Origin of the sequence: Nostoc sp. (genome assembly GCF_036919895.1) — a bacterium.
GTDB lineage: Bacteria > Cyanobacteriota > Cyanobacteriia > Cyanobacteriales > Nostocaceae > Nostoc.
In genome coordinates this window covers 27,904-46,473 of record NZ_JBALBW010000032.1, presented here as the reverse complement: position 1 = coordinate 46,473, position 18,570 = coordinate 27,904, and the positions used below count along the sequence as shown (strand labels likewise).

Here is an 18,570-nt window from a genome sequence, read left to right as displayed (position 1 = left end):
CTCACTACTCTTGTTGTTCTATGACAGCCACTAAGGATTGCAAGTCAAAATCGCGATCGCGTCCACTTAGGCAAATACCAGAACTAACAACAGTCAAGTCAGTTTTAGCGATCGCACTACTATGGCGAACCCCATCAGCAGTTGTCCAATCGACTGTCCAGTAGTCGCTGCGATCGTGGAATTGGTTTAATTTACCGCCGCCCATTTGCAATGCCTTTCTCAATCGCTTTTCATCCTGTTGGGGTTGAGTAAATCCCTCAATGCGCCGAGTTGCTAATTCATACACAGTGCGGATTTCTGGAGTCATGCCTTTGAATTGCAATTCGTCAGCCGGAATGAGTTGCTTCATTGCAGATTGCAGAGTTTCCACAATTACCGGATCGGTACGACGATCGATTTCCTCGAACCAGCAAGACTGTCCGTTCCATCGGGCAATGATTTGGTCAAAGGCGATACCCTCAGTAACTAAGTGGACTGCGATCGGCTTAACTACCTTCAACCGTTGACGCACATCTGCTTCATTCGCAGGGTATGCCAACCAAGTTTGTTTTTGCAGTTGGTGTGCTAACCGCAGCCGTATTTGGGGAAAGTGTTGCAGGTATTCGGCAATTTGAGGAAAGTCTGCTTCTTCTACAACCGTTGCTGTTTTCTCATCCACAGGCTGAAAGATGCCCCAACCTTCAAATTTACTAGGCTTTGGCGTGAAGGTGTAAACCATCCCGGCTACTCGTGTGCGAACTCGTCCACCTTTGACACAGGGTGCAAGGAATTGGGTGGTATGTAACTGTGCTTCTGCGATCGCAATTTGGTTGATTAGCTTAAATATATTAGTCATAACTAATACTCTTTTTCAACAGAATGCTATAGATGCAATTCCAGAAACCGAAATGAAATCTAAATTACGAATTACGAATTAATGTGCGTGCAAGTTGGTGGAGCATTGCGTGTTCTCAGTTACTAGAGGGACTCCTCTGGTGAGTTGTTACACACTCTTTAAAGGATGGCTGCTTTTAAGCCAACTTCCCAGGTTCTTCGCACTCCCGGTTCACACACGCCCACTGTATTTGACAGTGTTACCTTCCTCTCGTACTAGTATGTAGGCTCCACAAGTTGGGGCACGCAGGATATTTATATAATACAATATACTACATAAATTTGAATAGATGAAAAGAGAGATTTTGGAGTAGAGCGATCGTTGCTACTTCATGCTGTTCATCAGTATTACAGCACTTACGGCTGTTATGAGGTACAGTAGCAGCAACTAGTAAACCAGTTTCTTAAATGTTGAGGATTTATTAATTGGAGTGCAACTGAGATTAATTTATCAACCATTTCTGTTGTAGTTGGAGCAAAAGTGCGTAAAAAAGATTTAAGTTGTGACCACCATAATTCAATTGGATTAAAATCGGGGGAGTATGAGGATAAACAAATAACTTTCGCACCGACAGCTTCAATCATTGGCACAATTGAATCTAGTTTATGTGCAGATAAATTATCCATCACCACCACTGCTCCTGACCATAAATTTGGCGCTAAAAACTTCTCAATAAATAATTCAAATGCAACACCATCCATTGAACCATTCATCGTCATTAATGCAACTACTTTTTTAATACTAATTGCTCCAATTACTGTAACTTTTGATCCACGGTAGAAGGGGTTAAGAGAGTAAGCTCTTGTTCCCATTTGTGAACGGGCATGAGTCCTCGTTAACCCAAGTAGGACACCAGTTTCATCCAAAAATACTAAGTTTTCTGGCTCTATATGTTTGACATGCTCCCAATAATCTAATCTTAAATTTAGGACTCAATAGTCCCCGCTTGAGTACTCCGCTTTGTTTTTTTTTTACGATTTAATCCTAATTTCTGTAACGCCCGACACATTGCACTTTGACCTACCCAATTGCCAGTCTTGTCTGCAAAGAATTCACACAACTCTATCAATGTTGCATCTGGATGTGCTTCAACTAATTCCCTTAAGTCTACTTCAGCATTTGTTAAATGACTAAATTGTGGTTTCCCTCGCGGCTTGGGTTCTAAATTTCCTTCAAGTTTTTGTTGCTTTACAAGCTTTTGCACTAAACTCTTTGAGACGGAAAATATGTTAGCTACTTTCCTGATTGAGATGTTTTTTTGAAGATGTGCTGCAACTATTTTTTCTCGAAGCTCGACAGAGTAGGACTTCATTTAAAGGTATTTATACTTTAATTTACTGTACCTCATAATAGACGCAAGTGCTGTAACTGATTGAGTTAAGCGATCACTCGCATTTTCGTAACACATACAACATTAAAACTACATCCAACAAGCTCAGTTACTGAGTAACATTTATTATATTTCAAAAAATAGTACATATATACTTGTTGTCAGTTTTAGATTAGACTACACTAAGACTGTGGTAATTTATTGAAGATTAAAGACCTAATGAAAGTAAGTAGTTTGGAAATCAAAAATGTAAAAAGTTTTCAGGAAACAACAATACTTTGCTTTGATACCAAGTTCAATATATTAGTTGGGCCTAATGGTGGTGGAAAAAGTAATCTTTTAGACATTATAAATATAATTTTACGAAATTTCTTTTTGATTACCTATAAAATAACTTCTCACAGAGACGAGTATAACTATTTTGAGAATATTCACCAACATTCACCATTTCAACAAATAAATACAGCTTTAGAAAAGTTCATAGGAGATGTTTCAGATTCATATATAAAAATAAAATTAAAAATAGAGAATCAAGATATCAATAATATTATACTTTTGAAAAAACATAAGGAAGATATAAAGACAGCTTTATCCTCTTATCAAGGAAATTGGTTAACCCAAGTAGATGAAATCGAGCAATGGGATTTAAGTTGTATCTCTCCAAATCAAGAAGTTACGTATTCTATTAGAAATAATACTATTGAAGATCTAAGCTATGGAACTCCAGAGCATATATTTTATAGATTTTTGTGTTTATTTCAACTATTTATGATAGCTGCAAAAAAAGTTAATAATATAAAATTAAGTCCTAGATATGTTTACTTCTCGCCCTATAGAGGAGAAACACAGCTAAATCTTCAAGCTAGCCTGTCAAGTGAAAATTACTATGATTTATTAGCAAATTATTCTAGTACAACATCCAAGACCTCAACCTCTTTAATGAAGCTTTCATCACTTTATTTTGCTGAAAAGAAAAGATTATATGAGAATTCTGCACTAAATCAAGGTTATCAGGATAAGTGGAATAATGATGAGGAAGTTAAATTAGTAACAAAGTATTTAAGTAAACTAGGATACTCCTGGGATTTAAAACTCAAAGATGCAAACAAAAATATTTATGAGATTACTTTAAGTAAGGAGGGAAAAACTTTTGACATAACACAAGCCAGTTCAGGTGAAAAGGAAATCCTCAATTTTCTATTAGGTATTTTTGCATTCAATATAAAAGATGGTTTAGTTATAGTTGATGAGCCAGAAGTGCATTTACATCCTAGATGGCAATCAATTCTAATTGAGCTATTCTTCGATTTAGCTAATACTACAGGAAATCAATTTATTTTATCAACTCACTCTGCTGTATTTATTAATCAAAAAACTATTTCAAATATTATAAGAGTTTATAAATTTGATTCTATAAGTATAGTTGCAACTATTAATAGAGATAATCTTCTTGCTAGCAAAGATTTGTTACACATAATTAATAGTCATAATAATGAAAAAATATTTTTTGCTGATAAGGTAGTACTTGTTGAAGGAGTTACAGATAGGCTTTTCTTTGAGAAACTCATTAACGTTTATCAACTATTGTTTATAGAAACCCCTGAAGTTATAGAAGTTTTAGAGGTTTATGGAAAAGAAAATTTAGAAAAATATAGAAATTTCTTACAAGCTATTTCTGTTCCTAATTTCATAGTTGCTGATTATGACTACCTTCAAAACATAGGGAATGAAGATATTAAGAATCTTTTTGTTGTTGATCATTCCAAAATAGATCAGCAAGTTATAAAACATAAGAAGAGTATAGATGGTCAGACACTCTCTCAACAGTTAGAACAAGCTATAAATAACGGAGATATAGAATCATTAAAAAATCTTTATCAGTATATAAAATCACGAAAAAGAAAAATTAAGGACAATCTTACGTCTGAGGAATCTATTTTGATTGAAGAGTTTCTTAGTCAAAAAGAAAGTCAGGATATATTTATACTGAGAAATGGAGAAATTGAAGATTATTTGCCAGATGGGAATAAAACACTTGAAAAGCTGATTGGTCTTCTAAAAGATAAAGACTATTTAAATTTTATAGTTGCCCAAAATTATAGTAAGCAAAGGCAAGAACTGACAAAAATTATCTTTTCTGTTCTTAAAATTTCATCTAAACAAGATCAAGAAGTCATTCTTTCTTTAAAAGATTATCAAATTAATGATGCTAGGGAGTAAATCAGATTGTGAGGTAAAGCTTTATTTATTGAGTTTCTGAGTGCAGTAAACATTGCTAACGCACTCAGAAAAATATCAATATTACTTATCCTCTCTTACAGGCAACGGCATATCCAAAATCTCCATCAGCAAATCCAGACGAGAGGGGCGCGTTAGAAGTGGGACGAGATTCGGCAAGCTGTAGTAATCACCCGCAAAAGTAAACGTATCTACAGGTGCTTGCTGCTGCTTCAATTGACTCTCCACCCAGTCGTAATGACCACCTACACGGACAATCACCACATTGGGCATTATCGCCAACTCCCGGCAGTAGTTCTTGTAGACTTCACCGAAGTAAGGAGCCGCATTTTCGCCCTCATCCGTCACTATGATAATCTGGTCAACTACCTGCTTCTTCTTCCGCATTGCTTCCAATGCACAGCCGATACTAGTACCACCGCCTGCATTGATGTGCTGGAAGGCACGCTCCCAGTCGGTCAACTCCTTGCCCTTTGCAGTAACAGCGTAAGGAATGGTGTCAAAGGCGTAGACAAACAGTTCTGCCTTAGTGATACCAGAGATTAGGGCAGCGAGTTGCTTACCGATCGCGATCGCATTTTCCATTGAACCAGACTTATCCACCAATAAAGCAGTTGGACGTGCGATCGCACCACGCCGCTTTACCTGTTCGTTTGTCACCTTTTCCAGTTTAGCAACGGTGTCTGCGTCAAAATCTCCTGCGTCTGCCGCAATCTGTGCTTTGAATGCTGAGACACGCGTACTCTTAGATGCTGCCTCCAGCTTAGAATCAATCAGCTTTTTGACTTCTGGATGATCCATTGCACCTCTAGTCTGAAGAGACTTGAGGTTATTGATCGCTTCTTGAGGAGTCATGCTGTTGATTAACGCCACCAAGACAACTGGTGTGAGTTGCTTGATTGCACCAACTGCGATCGCGTAGGGAATTTTGAACTCCACAATCAGCCGTGCCTGTTCTGCGGCATTTTCTGCTTTAGCAAGCTGCTTCAGCACATTTGCTAAGGAACCCTCTGGAGGAGTATCGCCAAACAGAATCGCATTTGCCCGTTCATTTGGCTTGATGTGCAGTGAAGCATATAAGTGCTTCATTGCCTTACGACCTCGCAAAGCGGCGCGATCGAACAGAGCCGGATTGCTCTCCCGTACCTTCAAGTAACGCCGTACCGCAGTCCGAGCGGAACGAGGTAGTTTATTCTGCTGCTGCTTCATGAAGTCCACCACACGAGCCACCTGATAGGGCGGAAACTCTTGCAGCATCATAAATCCAGCATCCCGGTGTTCAATTAAATTGCTGGTGAGTAAATGAGCTAAGAATACTTCTTTATGATCGCGGACATCGCCATGACGCTGATACCAGACTGCTAAATGTCCATAGAAAAGGGGATCGAGTTCAACAATTAACTTGTGAATTTCTGCGACTTGCTCAAGTTTGCGGTGAGGAGTTGTCAGCAAACTATTGAGCATTTCTAGACGCAGATCGCGTTCTGCGGTTTTCATGGGAACCTCCTTTAGGAATTTTGGATTTTGGATTTTAGATTTTGGATTGCAATCTAAAATCCAAAATTGCAGGAGGCAGATGTTGCACGCGGGGCGATCAAGTCACCGTGCAAGTTGTAGAAGCATTGAGTATAACTTTTTCAAAATTATGTAAGCTTCTGCGATCGGGGCGCGGCAACAACTGCCAGTTTTGATGTAAATCGAAATCGTTAGTACTACTCCCTAAAAGTAGTAGCTGCGTAAACTGCCATCATATCTGCCGCTATTGCGACAGCACTTCTTGAAAGCAGCGACCAGAACCACAAAGACAAAGGTCATTGTTACCAAGCTTTTCTTGTAGTTCCTTGTCGCCATGAACAAGGCGATGACCACGTTTAACAGCTTTTTCAGATGGGAAGCCACGACGACGTTTGCTCGATGGTTCAAAAGCAGAAATCGTCAAATTCGTCGAAATCTTCAGGCTCGATGTTGAAAAAATTAATCTTTTTCATCGTTCTCACCTCCATATTTAAATGAAATAAAATCACCTCATGCAAGTCGAAAAAGCTGTTGATTCACACACGGGATTTGAACCCGTAGTTGCTTGATCTTAAGTCAAGTGCCTTACCATTCGGCTAGTATGTAAGCTTTTTCAGTTAGGGCACGAAGTGAAAATTTTATTTTTTAGAAAGTTGATTTAAAACAAATCTAATTTCTTTCTTGTTACACTGCTTTTTACTAACAGCGTAAATCCTTTGACCTCTATATATTGCAGCAAAATAATTAATTCTACCATTGACAGCATCCATCACATAATGAGTTGGTACTGGCGGAATATCTTCAAAGGTAATTAAATACCAAATCTCATTTAGCTTTTGGTATTCATGATAATTATCAATGATGAGAATATCGGTTTGTTCCGGTTTTTGCTTCTGCTTTCGAGATACTTTCTCGACTGCACAAAGAATTCCGGTTTCAGGATGGATATAGAAGCGATCGCGGTGGTTTGTATTTAGCTGCATTCCATACCCTTGGTAAGGCTTGCTATAAAAACCACCATCAATTATTTCTACATGGCGTTCAACGTAGTCCCACACATGACCGATAACATGCTGTCCTGCCATTGTGTTGGGATCTAATCGTTGACACAGTTGGCTGTAAACCTCATTCCAAGGCTGTCCAACTTGCGATCGCAAAAACCGACGCAGAGGGCCGAGATGGTCTGAAAGATACTTGGATTTATTTATTGGTTTAATCAGGTAAGGATTCAACAATCCATCCTGAATTGCATCCTCGGTGATTTTGTATAATTGCTTCTTAAAGCCAGTTACCTTTTTAAGGCTAATTCTCCTCCCACCGCGAGGACGCTCAATCACAATCTCGCTCAAACGATGTTCGCTCATATCTCACGTTGTTTAAATTCAGTTGTTCTAATTGAGTTGTTATTAAACATGAGTTAGCTAACATCATTGAACTCGCCTCTGTATTGAGTAAAGGTTATAGATAAATACAATTCAAATAATTGAAATTCCGCGCAAGTTAGCAAAGCAGTTTTCACAATTGCCTATACCAATTTGGCTACGCTCCCATCAAAGGGAGCGGCAGGAATCGAACCTGCATTCCGTTGCCGGAGTGTGTGTAGACTTCACAAGTTAGGGCGCGGAATAAAATTCAACCATAGACAGCTTCAGGGCGGACGATCAAATCGCCACTAGGACGGCGATCGATTATGTAAGCAGAAAGGCGATCGCTATTCACCTCTAAATATCGAGCAACGCGCTCTTTCACCGCCACATCATTCATCCCTGCTGCAATTCCCAATTGGGTTTTTGGGACATCAACAGAACGTCCTTCAAATCGAATATGAACCATTGCAATCACCTCATTTTTAATTACGAATTTGTATTAGTGGATTTGATCGGGATTGAACCGATACCCTCCCTGTGAGAGTTACACTCACACCTCATGCAAGTTAAAAAAGCTGTGGTAACACCGCAGGAATTGAACCTGCACTTATCGTTGAAATACGATCGCTCTACCATTGAGCAAGTATGTAAGCTTTTTCTGTCAGGGCACAAGTGAAATCTGGGAACTCTACCGTTAGAGCTATAGACCCAAGTTTGTATAATTGCGATGCTCTCAATCTTGCGAAGGAAGCGTCTACACAACTTCAAGCGCAGTCAAATTTGGTGGAGCCATCGGGAATTGAACCCGAATCCTGCAACCGTCCGTTTGTTGGCTTCGGAGCAGTCGAACACCAATCGCGGTCCCAAAAGTGGCATCTATGCAATTGTCAAGCTTCTGAGAGCTTTTATTTTTCATACTACAAATGTAGTATATATCCGACATTATGTCAAGGCGTACTACAAATTTCGCTTTATGTCCCACTACAGCCAAAATGCTGCCATCTTTGATAACCGATTGGCAAGCTGTACGGCTTCACTTGCGTCATTATCATCATTAGCGACGCAACCTCTAAAGGAATTTATCAGTTACCTGCGATAAACTTTTGAGCTTGTTCAATGGCAGCGTTTAACTCTTCCTGATGCTCCGTGTAAATGCCCACACAGGAAGATTTTTCAACTTACCTGCTGCTTGTGGATTCCCACCGCCACAAATAGGCGCGATCGCAGCTCCATCCAAAAATACAGATACGGGGACGCAAAGAAATAACTCTCCGTGTCCCCGTGTCTCCGTGTCTCTTCAATGAGTGACTACTACCAAATCCGATTTCCATTTTCGTCAACTCGTGCTTGCCGAATTACGTCGGAAATTTCTTCAGCATCTTTAACGTGGTGGAGTGCCTTCTTTTCTCCGTTAGGTTCATCCACAACGAAGTAAGTCGGGACTGTGATTCTATCGCCTGTAATATCTGGTACATCATCAAGAGCTTTCTGTTGAGCTTTTTCTTCAACAGATTGAGACTCATCAGCAATCTTATCTCCAGGATTTGCAGTTAAGTTTCTTTCCTTCACATTGGGTTCTTCGCTAGAATGCGAATCTTTACTCACTGGTTGATTATTCTCAGTCGTCATAGCTTTTTCAGGTATTAATGTATGCTTTACCAATAACACTGTAGAAAATCCCAGATACAAGGTGTTCTTTCTCTAGAGAGACTTTGAGAATAGATTTGACAAGAACACTTCTTAAGTTAGATATTTTTTGTTGGCATTACTATTTAGTCCTAAATACGGTATTTTTACGGCTCAACAACTTAAAAACGAAGAATGATTCTAAGCGATCGCACCGTAATATGTTACTAGACCTTTCTTGGTAAATCGGGTCATGAAAGAAAATTTTTCTCCAAATGCCAAAATTCCAGCTAGTATAAAAACGCGCCGCGATTTTTTAACTTACACGCTAGGTGGTACAGCAGCATCATTAGCGATCGGATATCTATTTCCCAAAGTTAGCCAAGGTCATGAGATCAGCCTAGAAACCCTTTGCTCTCTGTATCCAAAGAATTCGCGCTGTCAAAATTATCTTCCCGGATCTCTAGCACGAGACAAAGACGGTAAAGAAATTCAGGCTAATGCATTATTGACAACCGCAAAGCCTGGAATTCCGATTCTTGTAAAAGGCTTACCAGACAATAGCGTTGATTATCTGATCGTTCAAGATGGGCCAAAGATTGCTGAGTACGGTATTAATCCAACTTGTACCCATTTAGGATGTACAGTTGAGTGGAATCTTGAGAAGAATCACTTTATTTGTCCTTGTCATGGATCTCAATACGATTCTCAGGGTCGAGTCGTTCATGGCCCAGCCAAACGCTCTTTACCACTTATCACTGTAGTAGTCAAGCAAAACCAAGTTAGTTTAGTCGATCGCAAACCTGCTGTAGATCCTCGTTAACCTATACGACTACTATCAAATTAGATTAGCGATCTATTTTGGCTGGAGGCTTGACAGGGATTTCAATCCAGAACTCTGTACCTTTGCCAGGTTCTGAAATGCACTCCATTATTCCACCATGTTTTTCGACAATAATCTGATAGCTGATTGCTAATCCCAGTCCTGTACCCCTACCCACAGGTTTGGTAGTATAAAACGGGTCAAAAATCCGCTTTTTTACCTCTACGGCCATTCCAGGCCCATTGTCACTAATACGAATCAATAGCCGAGAGTTATCTGCTGAAACTCTAGTGGAAATATGGATAGTAGGCATTGGGGATGGCTTATTCTCTTTGTTCCCATTTCCCATCGCCCCTAATCCCCATTCCGTATTGCCCCTAATCTCCAGAGGAAACCCCGAATTCACCATTTCCAAAGCATCTATAGCATTTGTGAAAATATTCATAAATACCTGATTCATTTGTCCGGCATAACATTCTACTTTTGGGATGTTGCCATAGTCTTTGATTATCTTAATGCCTGGAAATTCACCATTTGCTTTCAGCTGATATTGTAAAATTAGTAAAGTGTTGTCAATGCCTTCATGCAAGTCAACGCGCTTGTTTTCAGCCTCATCCAAGCGAGAAAAATTGCGTAACGACAGTACTATTGAACGGATGCGATCGCTTCCTACTTGCATTGAGGTAATGACTTTTGGCAGGTCTTCTACCAAAAACTCAAAATCGATTGAAGCGATCGCAGCGCTAATTTCACTATGAGGATCGGGATAGTGTAGCTGGTAGAGGCGTAAAATTTCTAGTAGTTGTTCGATGTAGTCACTGGCGTGGCACAGATTACCGTAGATAAAGTTAACGGGGTTGTTGATTTCGTGGGCGATACCAGCCACTAACTGTCCTAAGCCAGACATTTTTTCGGTTTGAACCAATCTTGTCTGTGTTTCTTGGAGTTTGTGTAGAGTATGTCCTAACTGTACAGCTTGATTTCTGGCTTCCGTTTCGGCAGTATGGGTTTGTTCGTAGAGTTGTGCTTGTTGAATAGCGATCGCAGCTTGATCTCCTAACTGTTGCAATAAATCAATTTCTGCATCCTGCCAAATTCTGGGAGCATTACATTCATGGGCAATTAGTAAGCCCCATAGTTCCATACCTATATTAATCGGAACTGTTAAGCTAGCTTGAATTTGCAGATTTTGTAAAAACTCTCGATGACAATCACTTAAAGAATCTGTTGAAACGTTGTTAATTGACCGTATCCTACCCTGAGAGTATAAATATCTATAGTCATTAGGAAAGCATTCCAGTGGTGCATTCAGTCCCAAAACTGACTGCCAATTACCATTAATCTCTTCCACAGTGACCGATTTACTGTTCAGTTGAAAAATCACTACCCGGTCTGAATTTAGCAGTGAGCGAACTTCGCAGACGATAGTTTGCAGGGTTGTTTGCAAGTCCAACGTGCGGCGAATCTGCTCTGTGACTTGCTTGATTACCTTAGTGAGTATTAATGATTTTTCTAGTTCAGCAGTTTGTTCTTGCACCCGCAGTTCTAGGTTGGCATTCAGGGCTTGTACCTCTTTATACATCTGCTGCTGCTGAATTGCCATTGAAAAATGATCGTACAAGGCTTGTGCCAATATCATGTCTTCCGGCTTCCACTCAGCCGCTTGCCCCTTTTTTTGCTCTCGCCAAACCTCAAAGGAAAGCTGGGGTAACAGTTGTCGCCGATTTGCGTCACATTGTCCCGCCCACAATATCTCGGTTTCAAATTCAGCGCGAAAAATGCTTAATACACCGATAAATTTTTCCCGGTAATGTAGAGGAATCACCATCAGGCCGCGAATTTGAGTAGAACGGAATGCTAAAGCCAAAACTCGCAAATGCGGTTCTTTATAGAGGTCAGTCGTTGCCCAAATATTACCTGGTTTACACTCAGCCATCCAGTTTTGCCATGTAGGATGCTGTTCAATAATGCTGTTATCTAATTCGTAGGGTAGTGTGGGTTGATCGCCCCAGGTGTATAGTTCCCGACTATTTTCAATGTAAAGCCTGCCACCGACTCCACTGAATGCGGTAATAACTTCTTCAAGCGCCCCCTGTAACTGGATTGTTGGTAGTTTATGTAAGAGTGTGGTGACTTGGTTAATAGTAGCTTCTTGTTTTTGCTGAGTCAGGGCTGTAGTGAGTAAATTACTTTGAGCGATCGCGATCGCCACTTGGTCAGCAACTTGCTGTAATACTTTTAGTTCCCGCTTCAAAATCTTTTGCGGTTCACTGTGGTGAGATACCAACAATCCCCACAATTTAGGCTTTACCGATTGTTCTTGGGGATCGCAATCTAAAATTGGGATGACTAAAGAAGATTGCACACTCATTGCTTTTAAGTATTGAATATGACATGGGTCTACTTGTCGATAGTAAATATTAGTTTGTAGGCGTTTGCCAGTTTCTGTTGATTGTAGAGGCGATAGCCCAATCTTCCCATTTGCGACATCGACAATCGAACGTTGCCCCGTTAACAAAAACATCTCTCTGGCCGCTTCGGGGATATCATGAACTGGGAAGCGCAACCCCAATAACGATGGCAAACGTTCGTTATAAATAGATTCAGCAATGACTTCACCACTACCATCAGCATCAAACCGATACATCTTGACTCGATCTGCATGTAAAAATAACCGCACTTCCGTAACGGTAGTTGTTAATATTTCTTGAAGATCGAGCGATCGCCTAATCTGTTTGATCATCCGGTGCAGCAAGCTTTCTTTGTCTAAGCTTTGCTGTAACCGGTTGGGTTTATCAGTAGATGTCATTGTTTGTATACACCATGACTTAAGTATAGTTTTTCTTATAATTTGTCCCTAATGATAAATTTCAACTTCCAACACCTTGATTTTCATTCCATTTTCAAGAAATTCCTGCTAGAAATGTTTGGCCAGAAGCATACATCTATTGAGAATATTTTTGGAAATGGATCGGAGGATAGATATTTTAAAAGTATTAGATATCTTGCTTTATATCCGTAGTCCTTCAAAAGTCGATTTAGGTAGATATCAAACTACTTAATACATAACTAGTCGCTTTTCAAACATCCTCTCAAGGAGACAATAAAGAAAAATTTTATCATTGACACCTTATTGATTTTATATTCTCAGTCATTAAAAGATTTCAGTATTTTTACTTAAATAGTAGCTTCATCATTGCCTCAAATTAAAAATATTTTTTACGATTCTTGTCCCCGAAGCTTCTCCAAAAATGTATTAGTTCACCTTAAAAGCTATACATTAGCCGGATGTTTCTTAAGATTTGTAATAGCGATCGATATTGCAAATTTTGAAGCCTTAAATATCCGTTATCTATTCTCAATACTGTGAATTTTTATTGATAAAATAATGGCTAATTTATCAAATAAGCTAGAGACAAAAACATTTCAAGCCTGATATAGTAATGGGTTTAATATTTTCAATCCACAATATTATTAATAACAACAAGGTTATTTATAGGATTACTATTTGATTTTTGAATGAAATTAGGTATTGTAGAGGAGCCAGTGCGTTGCGGTGAATCCAGCGCTGTAGGCGGGTTTCCCGCCGTAGGCGACTGGTGAACCCGAAGGGAGGTTCCCGACGCTCGATAACTCGCTAACGCTACGCTATCCGTTGTAGCAACTGGCGTTGTGTTAGAACGGAGTTTGTAACGCACTGTTATCAAGGGTTTGATGCCTTACTCTCCGTGCTAACACATCCTACAGATATTTTCAGAAATAAAACCGGATTCCTATATAGCAACAGCCAAGGTGGTTAGGACATCAAAAGATGATGAAACTTAGACACAAAAAAACTTTTCATCCAGTTCCCAGTCCCTAGTCCCCAATCCCTTGCTATATCTCCTTTTTAAGTAGGGTTAGTTAGGTTGAATTTTGAACAGAAGCGGATTAAATTATTGGTGATTTCCCTCCAAACTTTTGAATGGGAATGTCCTATTACTCTTCTAATTGCTGATTTTATGTTGAATGTAACTATTTTGATGAAATTATTCGTAAATTCCCTTTAAAGAGAGTAAATTACGGATTTCTTCACGAACACTCATGAGAGTTTTACCGAGATAGTTTTGACCTGCTTTATTAGCACCGCAGCCCCAAAAAGAATCGGTTGGGGAATTTTCAACCAAAAGCTTATCACCAGTCTTCAGCAGAACTTCTCTAATATCAGCATGAGTGAGAAACTTTTTGAGTAAAGCTTCTCGCATAATTTGAGTTTTGACCAAATCCCAGTCTTGACGGAGTTGGCGAGTGCTACATCTTCCCAAGGCAGCAGCCTCTTCTGGCGTGGCGGCAGTATGGATGAGGGGTATAATTGCCGCATCATTGCTGCCAACAAACTTTTGCGCTTGATAATAATGCTCAACCGTCGCCCAGTAAGTGTCCTGGATGTGGATTTCGTGGGGAGAAAAGTTAGAAAAACAGCCGTAAGGCTGCCAAACTTTATAAAAGTAAATGGTCATTTGAAAATTACTCTTTCATCTATAGCAATCCTATTTGATTTGTGAGAATTGCAACCTAAAACCGAGCTTATAAGGATTCCAAATTCTGTCACTTCATCGGTAAGGTGAGGGTGAAAGCTGTTTGACCAAAAGCTTTTGAGTCCAGGGTGAGGTCGCCATGATGTGCCCTAGCAATTTCACGAGCTAGGCTGAGTCCCAGTCCAATGCCTTCTATCTTGCGGGTTCGAGCCGGATCGCCGCGATAGAAGCGGTCAAAAATGCGTAGACGATCGCTCACTGGAATATCTTTGGATGCATTGGCAATGGTGACGTGGAGAGTTGTTTGAGTTTGATGAGCGCGGATCTTTATCCAGCCGTTGGCGAGATTGTATTTTATAGCATTACTGAACAGGTTTTGCAAAACTTGAATCAGAAGATCGCGATCGCCCTGTAGGCGCAGTCCATCACTAAAGTCAGTTTGCACATTCAACTGAGGAGCCAGCATTTCCACATCTTCTAGCATCTCCATTAGCAACTCAGACATATCCACTTCAACCAAATACAAGCTCATTTTTCCGGCATCAGCCAGAGATAGCAGCAAGAGTTTTCGCATAATTCCACTCAAGCGGCGTACCTCATCCAATAGGTTACTTAAGCGCTGTTGTACTTCACTTCCCGGATTTACCTGTTGCAGCGTTCGTTCCAATTCGCCTTGTAAAATAGTCAGTGGGGTTTTCAGTTCATGAGCCGCGTCACCACTAAAGCGGGAAGCTTGGGTAAAACTGCGTTCCAAACGTTCCAGCATCAGGTTAAATACCTGAATTAACTCGACAAACTCAACATCAGTTGTTCCAATAGGAATCCGTTGATCTAGCCCTTTGACAGTTACTTGTTGAATAGCACCCGTTAATTCATGGACGGGACGCAAAGCACCACCAGAAACCAACCACGCACCAACCGCAACCAGCAGCAGCGATCCTGGAATTGAAACTAGGAAAATATTCCGAATAGTAGCCATTTCTTGATCGACGGCTTGCAGATTCACAGCAATACCAACCTGAGCATTGGGAAATTTAGTTGCTCCAATCCGCCAAGCTGCTTTTGTTGTCTGTTCAGTGACAAATTTAGGTGGACGTGGACGAAGAAAGGGCGGCGATTCAACATTTCTATTGGAGGGTGGCGGTGGTTCTCTCTGCGGGGGTGGTGGTAAAGGTATCAACTGAAGACGCTTAAGCAGCAGGTGATTTACCTCAACGTCAGCAGGTAGAGAGTTAGATTGATAAAGGATGTTGCCGTTTGCATCAAGCACCAGTAGGGCGACGGGGGTTTTTGTATTGGTTCCGAAGCCATCAGATAATGAATCCTTGTAAAATTGCCATCGGAAAGGTCGGCTTTCTTGTCCCTGAATTTTGGGAGGTTCCCCCCGTGGTGGCAAGTTTGGAGTTGCCCGCATCAAGTGATTTAACAGTTCTGCATCAAGACGGCTGATTTTAGCATTGTAAATTTGAAACCAGGAGACTGCGCCAAACCCTACTAATGTGGTTCCAGCTAGAGCCGCAGATAACAGGGCAATTCGGAGGCGAAACGAAGGGAGCTTCATGAGCTAGACTCTGGTTTACGAAACCGATATCCAACCCCTCGAATGCTTTCAATCCAGACTGCTTCATCAATGGGGTCAATTTTTTTCCGAATTCGCTGGATACAAACATCTACGACGTTGGTGTTGGGGTTAAAGTCATAGCCCCAAACATGCTCCAGAATTTGGGTGCGGGTGAAAACCCTTCCAGGAGAGCGCATCAGATACTCTAGAAGATTAAACTCGCGGCTGGTGAGTTCTATCGCTTGGCGATCGCAAGTGACTTCTCTGGTGATCCGGTCGAGTTTGATCGGCCCAACACTAAGGAGATTTTGGCGTAGGCGTAGCCCGTCGGAGCCATCGCTCACACTCCGGCGAACAACGGCATGAATTCTAGCCGCTAACTCTTCTACAAAAAATGGTTTAGCGATATAGTCATCGGCTCCTAAATTTAGCCCTTCTAAGCGATCGTCTAGTTCATTCCGAGCCGTCAACAAAATTACCGGAGCATTCCTACCTTGCCGCCGCAAGAGTTTCAGAATTGATAGTCCATCTTTTCCCGGCACCATAATATCAAGGACAAGAACATCATATTCATTTTCCAATGCCCGCAGATATCCTTCATCACCGTTGTCGCAGTAGTCTACAACAAATCCCTGCTCCTTTAGTCCAGCCCGGACGAAGTTAGCAATTTTCGCTTCATCTTCGACAAATAAAACGTTCACAAGCATTTATTAGTTTATATATTGTTCCATTCTAGATTCATTACCTTTTTGCTTAAATTACAAAACTGTAATTTACAAGCAGGGCAAACTGTAATTTTGGTTCAGTTAAATCAGAAATGTAAACAATCTATCTTTAGGAGAACAATAATGAATATTCGTAGAATACTAGTTGCAACAGCAATTCCAGTTCTGGTTGGCACATTTGGTTTTATTTCCCTAAATCAGGCTTATGCCGCTAATCAATCTCCTCAAATTGCACAGGCGCAACAACCACCCAACCAACCACCAGATGGACAACGGCGACCTCCTCGACCAGATTTTGCAGCGGCTGCAACCAAGTTAGGAGTTAGCGAACAACAGTTAAAAGATGCCTTGGGTGTTCCTGCTAATCCTCCAAGTGGCGATGTCTACGACGGGCTACGCCTACGCAATCAGCAACGCCCACCTCGTCCTGATTTTAAGGCAGCTGCAACCAAGTTAGGAGTTAGCGAACAACAGTTAAAGGATGCGTTGGGTGTTCCTGCTAATCCTCCAAGTGGCGATCGCAATCAGCGCCCACACCGACCAGATTTTGCAGCGGCTGCAACCAAGTTAGGAGTTAGCGAACAACAGTTAAAAGATGCCTTGGGTGTCCCTGCTAATCCTCCAAGTGGCGATGTCTACGACGGGCTACGCCTACGCAATCAGCAACGCCCACCCCGACCTGACTTGAAAGCAGCTGCGGCAAAACTGGGTGTCACTGAACAACAGTTGATAGATGCGTTGGGTATTCCGCCTCATCCTCCTGGTGGCGATCGCCCGAACCCAGCAAAATAGCTAAATATCCCACTATTTCTTGTGGGGTGGGTATCTCAACCGTCATATTGAATTGGGCAGGCTAGAGAACTTAATATCATGTCCGCTTGATTACTTGTTAAACCCGAAGAACCCCACCCCGCCAAAGCTGCGCTTTGTCTCCCCTCCCCGCACGCGGGGAGGGGTGCAATGACTGTGGGAATCATAACTAATTAACCGGACATGATATTACCCCACAAGATTGGAAAATTTATTTGTTGGAGTTCCCTTATCTAAATGAAGGACAAAATGAGAATTGCTGATTATCAAATATTGAGTCGAAGAAAGGCACTTGCTCTATTTAGAGCGATCGGAACTGCAATCTTTGTAGTTGGATGCACACCGAAAAAGTCCAGATCCACACAGGCGCAATCGAGTGTGGCCGTCCCAGCATCATCTTTAGCCAATGGTACATTGTCTGCGTGTGTCGTAACTCCAGAGCAGACCGAAGGGCCGTATTTTGTAGACGAAAAGCTCAACCGCTCCGATATCCGTTCCGATCCGGCAGATGGTTCAGTTAAAGACGGTGTACCACTCCAACTAACGTTGCGGGTTTCGCAGATTGGCAATACTGGTTGTGTGCCACGCGCAGGTGCGATCGTGGATATTTGGCACTGTGATGCGTTAGGCGTTTATTCAGATGTGACAGACTCAGGTTTTAGTACTGTTGGCAAAAAGTTCCTGCGCGGCTATCAAGTCACGGACGCAAATGGAACCGTCGAGTTTACAACTATTTATCCTGGTTGGTATGAAGGTAGAACCGTCCATATCCACTTTAAGGTTCGCACAGATGGGTCATCAGCCCAAAATTATGAGTTTACATCACAGCTATACTTTGATGACTCGATCACAGATCGAGTACACACTCAAAAACCATACGCCAGCAAGGGACAACGCAACTTAAAGAACGCTGGAGACGGAATTTTTCAGGATGGCGGCGAACAAATGTTGCTCAACCTGACTAAAACAAGCCTTGGCTACGCAGCAACCTCTGATGTTGGGCTTCAAATGGCTTAACTTAGCTTACAAGATTAGCGATCGCCAAAAGTTGTAGACACAAGTTCTAAAAACCTAGCTTGATGAGGCTTTCCTTATTCTTATTACAAAGCATAAAAATAAGAGAAATACCACTGTCAGTCAATGCAATGTCATTGTCAGTCAATGCAATGTCATTGTCAATCAAT

Annotated in this window: 18 protein-coding genes, 2 tRNA genes and 1 other annotated feature; of the genes, 5 read left to right on the top strand and 15 right to left on the bottom strand. The window is 41.2% G+C overall.

Annotated features, from left to right (window positions below):
• Window positions 1-4 precede the first annotated feature (4 nt).
• The 3 genes from V7K55_RS06130 to V7K55_RS06120 all read right to left on the bottom strand — a co-directional run bounded on the left by V7K55_RS06130 (window position 5) and on the right by V7K55_RS06120 (window position 2,186).
• Entirely contained in the window at window positions 5-835 is an 831-nt protein-coding gene (locus tag V7K55_RS06130) for a hypothetical protein (RefSeq protein ID WP_334829230.1), read from the bottom strand.
• A gap of 136 nt (window positions 836-971) precedes the next feature.
• Window positions 972-1,027 (bottom strand) — a sequence feature (23S ribosomal RNA rRNA prediction is too short).
• 212 nt (window positions 1,028-1,239) lie between these two features.
• On the bottom strand, window positions 1,240-1,740 hold the full coding sequence (locus tag V7K55_RS06125) for a transposase (protein WP_334829228.1): 501 nt from the start codon (window positions 1,738-1,740) through the stop codon (window positions 1,240-1,242).
• 59 nt (window positions 1,741-1,799) lie between these two features.
• Window positions 1,800-2,186 carry a helix-turn-helix domain-containing protein gene (locus V7K55_RS06120; protein WP_334829226.1) on the bottom strand — a complete coding sequence of 129 codons (387 nt, stop codon included), beginning with the start codon at window positions 2,184-2,186 and terminating at the stop codon, window positions 1,800-1,802.
• Window positions 2,187-2,423: 237 nt separating this feature from the next.
• Between V7K55_RS06120 and V7K55_RS06115 the strand changes: the two genes are divergently transcribed.
• Window positions 2,424-4,424 (top strand): ATP-dependent nuclease, encoded by a 2,001-nt coding sequence (locus V7K55_RS06115; protein WP_334829224.1) that lies wholly within the window; start codon window positions 2,424-2,426, stop codon window positions 4,422-4,424.
• Between the two features lie 81 nt (window positions 4,425-4,505).
• On the opposite strand, the gene V7K55_RS06110 is transcribed toward V7K55_RS06115, so the two are convergent.
• The 6 genes from V7K55_RS06110 to V7K55_RS06085 all read right to left on the bottom strand — a co-directional run bounded on the left by V7K55_RS06110 (window position 4,506) and on the right by V7K55_RS06085 (window position 7,972).
• Window positions 4,506-5,939: a vWA domain-containing protein gene (locus tag V7K55_RS06110; protein ID WP_334829222.1), complete on the bottom strand. Its 1,434-nt coding sequence runs from the start codon at window positions 5,937-5,939 to the stop codon at window positions 4,506-4,508.
• Window positions 5,940-6,201: 262 nt separating this feature from the next.
• The gene (locus V7K55_RS06105) at window positions 6,202-6,381 is read right to left on the bottom strand and encodes a hypothetical protein (RefSeq protein WP_334829220.1); all 180 of its coding nucleotides are present in this window, start codon (window positions 6,379-6,381) and stop codon (window positions 6,202-6,204) included.
• 113 nt (window positions 6,382-6,494) lie between these two features.
• Window positions 6,495-6,563: transfer RNA gene (locus tag V7K55_RS06100), tRNA-Leu, on the bottom strand.
• A 32-nt stretch (window positions 6,564-6,595) separates the two neighbouring features.
• A complete protein-coding gene (locus V7K55_RS06095) occupies window positions 6,596-7,321 on the bottom strand; it encodes a hypothetical protein (RefSeq protein ID WP_334829218.1) in 726 nt (241 codons plus the stop codon).
• A gap of 268 nt (window positions 7,322-7,589) precedes the next feature.
• Window positions 7,590-7,790 carry a hypothetical protein gene (locus V7K55_RS06090; RefSeq protein ID WP_334829216.1) on the bottom strand — a complete coding sequence of 67 codons (201 nt, stop codon included), beginning with the start codon at window positions 7,788-7,790 and terminating at the stop codon, window positions 7,590-7,592.
• 112 nt (window positions 7,791-7,902) lie between these two features.
• A tRNA-OTHER gene (locus V7K55_RS06085) sits at window positions 7,903-7,972 on the bottom strand.
• 491 nt (window positions 7,973-8,463) lie between these two features.
• Between V7K55_RS06085 and V7K55_RS06080 the strand changes: the two genes are divergently transcribed.
• Window positions 8,464-8,628 carry a hypothetical protein gene (locus V7K55_RS06080; RefSeq protein ID WP_334829214.1) on the top strand — a complete coding sequence of 55 codons (165 nt, stop codon included), beginning with the start codon at window positions 8,464-8,466 and terminating at the stop codon, window positions 8,626-8,628.
• A gap of 7 nt (window positions 8,629-8,635) precedes the next feature.
• Here V7K55_RS06080 and V7K55_RS06075 read toward each other — a convergent pair whose 3' ends face one another.
• Window positions 8,636-8,953 (bottom strand): hypothetical protein, encoded by a 318-nt coding sequence (locus tag V7K55_RS06075; protein WP_334829212.1) that lies wholly within the window; start codon window positions 8,951-8,953, stop codon window positions 8,636-8,638.
• 250 nt (window positions 8,954-9,203) lie between these two features.
• Here V7K55_RS06075 and V7K55_RS06070 point away from each other — a divergent pair, with 250 nt between their 5' ends.
• Window positions 9,204-9,773, top strand: a complete 570-nt coding sequence (locus V7K55_RS06070) for a Rieske 2Fe-2S domain-containing protein (RefSeq protein WP_334829210.1) — start codon at window positions 9,204-9,206, stop codon at window positions 9,771-9,773.
• Between the two features lie 25 nt (window positions 9,774-9,798).
• Here V7K55_RS06070 and V7K55_RS06065 read toward each other — a convergent pair whose 3' ends face one another.
• The 5 genes from V7K55_RS06065 to V7K55_RS06045 form a co-directional block, all read right to left on the bottom strand.
• Entirely contained in the window at window positions 9,799-12,582 is a 2,784-nt protein-coding gene (locus tag V7K55_RS06065) for a GAF domain-containing protein (protein ID WP_334829208.1), read from the bottom strand.
• A 649-nt stretch (window positions 12,583-13,231) separates the two neighbouring features.
• On the bottom strand, window positions 13,232-13,471 hold the full coding sequence (locus tag V7K55_RS06060; protein ID WP_334829206.1) for a hypothetical protein: 240 nt from the start codon (window positions 13,469-13,471) through the stop codon (window positions 13,232-13,234).
• 330 nt (window positions 13,472-13,801) lie between these two features.
• Complete coding sequence (locus V7K55_RS06055) at window positions 13,802-14,272, bottom strand: N-glycosidase (protein WP_334829204.1); 471 nt, start codon at window positions 14,270-14,272, stop codon at window positions 13,802-13,804.
• An 88-nt stretch (window positions 14,273-14,360) separates the two neighbouring features.
• Window positions 14,361-15,851: an ATP-binding protein gene (locus V7K55_RS06050; protein WP_334829202.1), complete on the bottom strand. Its 1,491-nt coding sequence runs from the start codon at window positions 15,849-15,851 to the stop codon at window positions 14,361-14,363.
• Entirely contained in the window at window positions 15,848-16,552 is a 705-nt protein-coding gene (locus tag V7K55_RS06045; RefSeq protein WP_334829201.1) for a response regulator transcription factor, read from the bottom strand. The genes V7K55_RS06050 and V7K55_RS06045 overlap by 4 nt, the downstream gene beginning before the upstream one ends.
• A 147-nt stretch (window positions 16,553-16,699) precedes the next feature.
• Between V7K55_RS06045 and V7K55_RS06040 the strand changes: the two genes are divergently transcribed.
• Window positions 16,700-17,368, top strand: coding sequence for a hypothetical protein (locus tag V7K55_RS06040; protein ID WP_334829199.1), 669 nt, complete (start codon window positions 16,700-16,702; stop codon window positions 17,366-17,368).
• A gap of 255 nt (window positions 17,369-17,623) precedes the next feature.
• Window positions 17,624-18,403 carry an intradiol ring-cleavage dioxygenase gene (locus tag V7K55_RS06035; RefSeq protein WP_334829198.1) on the top strand — a complete coding sequence of 260 codons (780 nt, stop codon included), beginning with the start codon at window positions 17,624-17,626 and terminating at the stop codon, window positions 18,401-18,403.
• The last annotated feature ends 167 nt before the right edge of the window (window positions 18,404-18,570 follow it).

Bases quoted from the DNA above. Each gene is read 5' to 3' on its own strand.
- V7K55_RS06115 (WP_334829224.1), top strand. From the start codon at position 2,424: ATGAAAGTAAGTAGTTTGGAAATCAAAAATGTAAAAAGTTTTCAGGAA.
- V7K55_RS06065 (WP_334829208.1), bottom strand. From the start codon at position 12,582: ATGACATCTACTGATAAACCCAACCGGTTACAGCAAAGCTTAGACAAA.
- V7K55_RS06110 (WP_334829222.1), bottom strand. From the start codon at position 5,939: ATGAAAACCGCAGAACGCGATCTGCGTCTAGAAATGCTCAATAGTTTG.
- V7K55_RS06090 (WP_334829216.1), bottom strand. From the start codon at position 7,790: ATGGTTCATATTCGATTTGAAGGACGTTCTGTTGATGTCCCAAAAACC.
- V7K55_RS06120 (WP_334829226.1), bottom strand. From the start codon at position 2,186: ATGAAGTCCTACTCTGTCGAGCTTCGAGAAAAAATAGTTGCAGCACAT.
- V7K55_RS06130 (WP_334829230.1), bottom strand. From the start codon at position 835: ATGACTAATATATTTAAGCTAATCAACCAAATTGCGATCGCAGAAGCA.
- V7K55_RS06070 (WP_334829210.1), top strand. From the start codon at position 9,204: ATGAAAGAAAATTTTTCTCCAAATGCCAAAATTCCAGCTAGTATAAAA.
- V7K55_RS06055 (WP_334829204.1), bottom strand. From the start codon at position 14,272: ATGACCATTTACTTTTATAAAGTTTGGCAGCCTTACGGCTGTTTTTCT.
- V7K55_RS06040 (WP_334829199.1), top strand. From the start codon at position 16,700: ATGAATATTCGTAGAATACTAGTTGCAACAGCAATTCCAGTTCTGGTT.
- V7K55_RS06050 (WP_334829202.1), bottom strand. From the start codon at position 15,851: ATGAAGCTCCCTTCGTTTCGCCTCCGAATTGCCCTGTTATCTGCGGCT.
- V7K55_RS06095 (WP_334829218.1), bottom strand. From the start codon at position 7,321: ATGAGCGAACATCGTTTGAGCGAGATTGTGATTGAGCGTCCTCGCGGT.
- V7K55_RS06075 (WP_334829212.1), bottom strand. From the start codon at position 8,953: ATGACGACTGAGAATAATCAACCAGTGAGTAAAGATTCGCATTCTAGC.
- V7K55_RS06080 (WP_334829214.1), top strand. From the start codon at position 8,464: ATGCTCCGTGTAAATGCCCACACAGGAAGATTTTTCAACTTACCTGCT.
- V7K55_RS06035 (WP_334829198.1), top strand. From the start codon at position 17,624: ATGAAGGACAAAATGAGAATTGCTGATTATCAAATATTGAGTCGAAGA.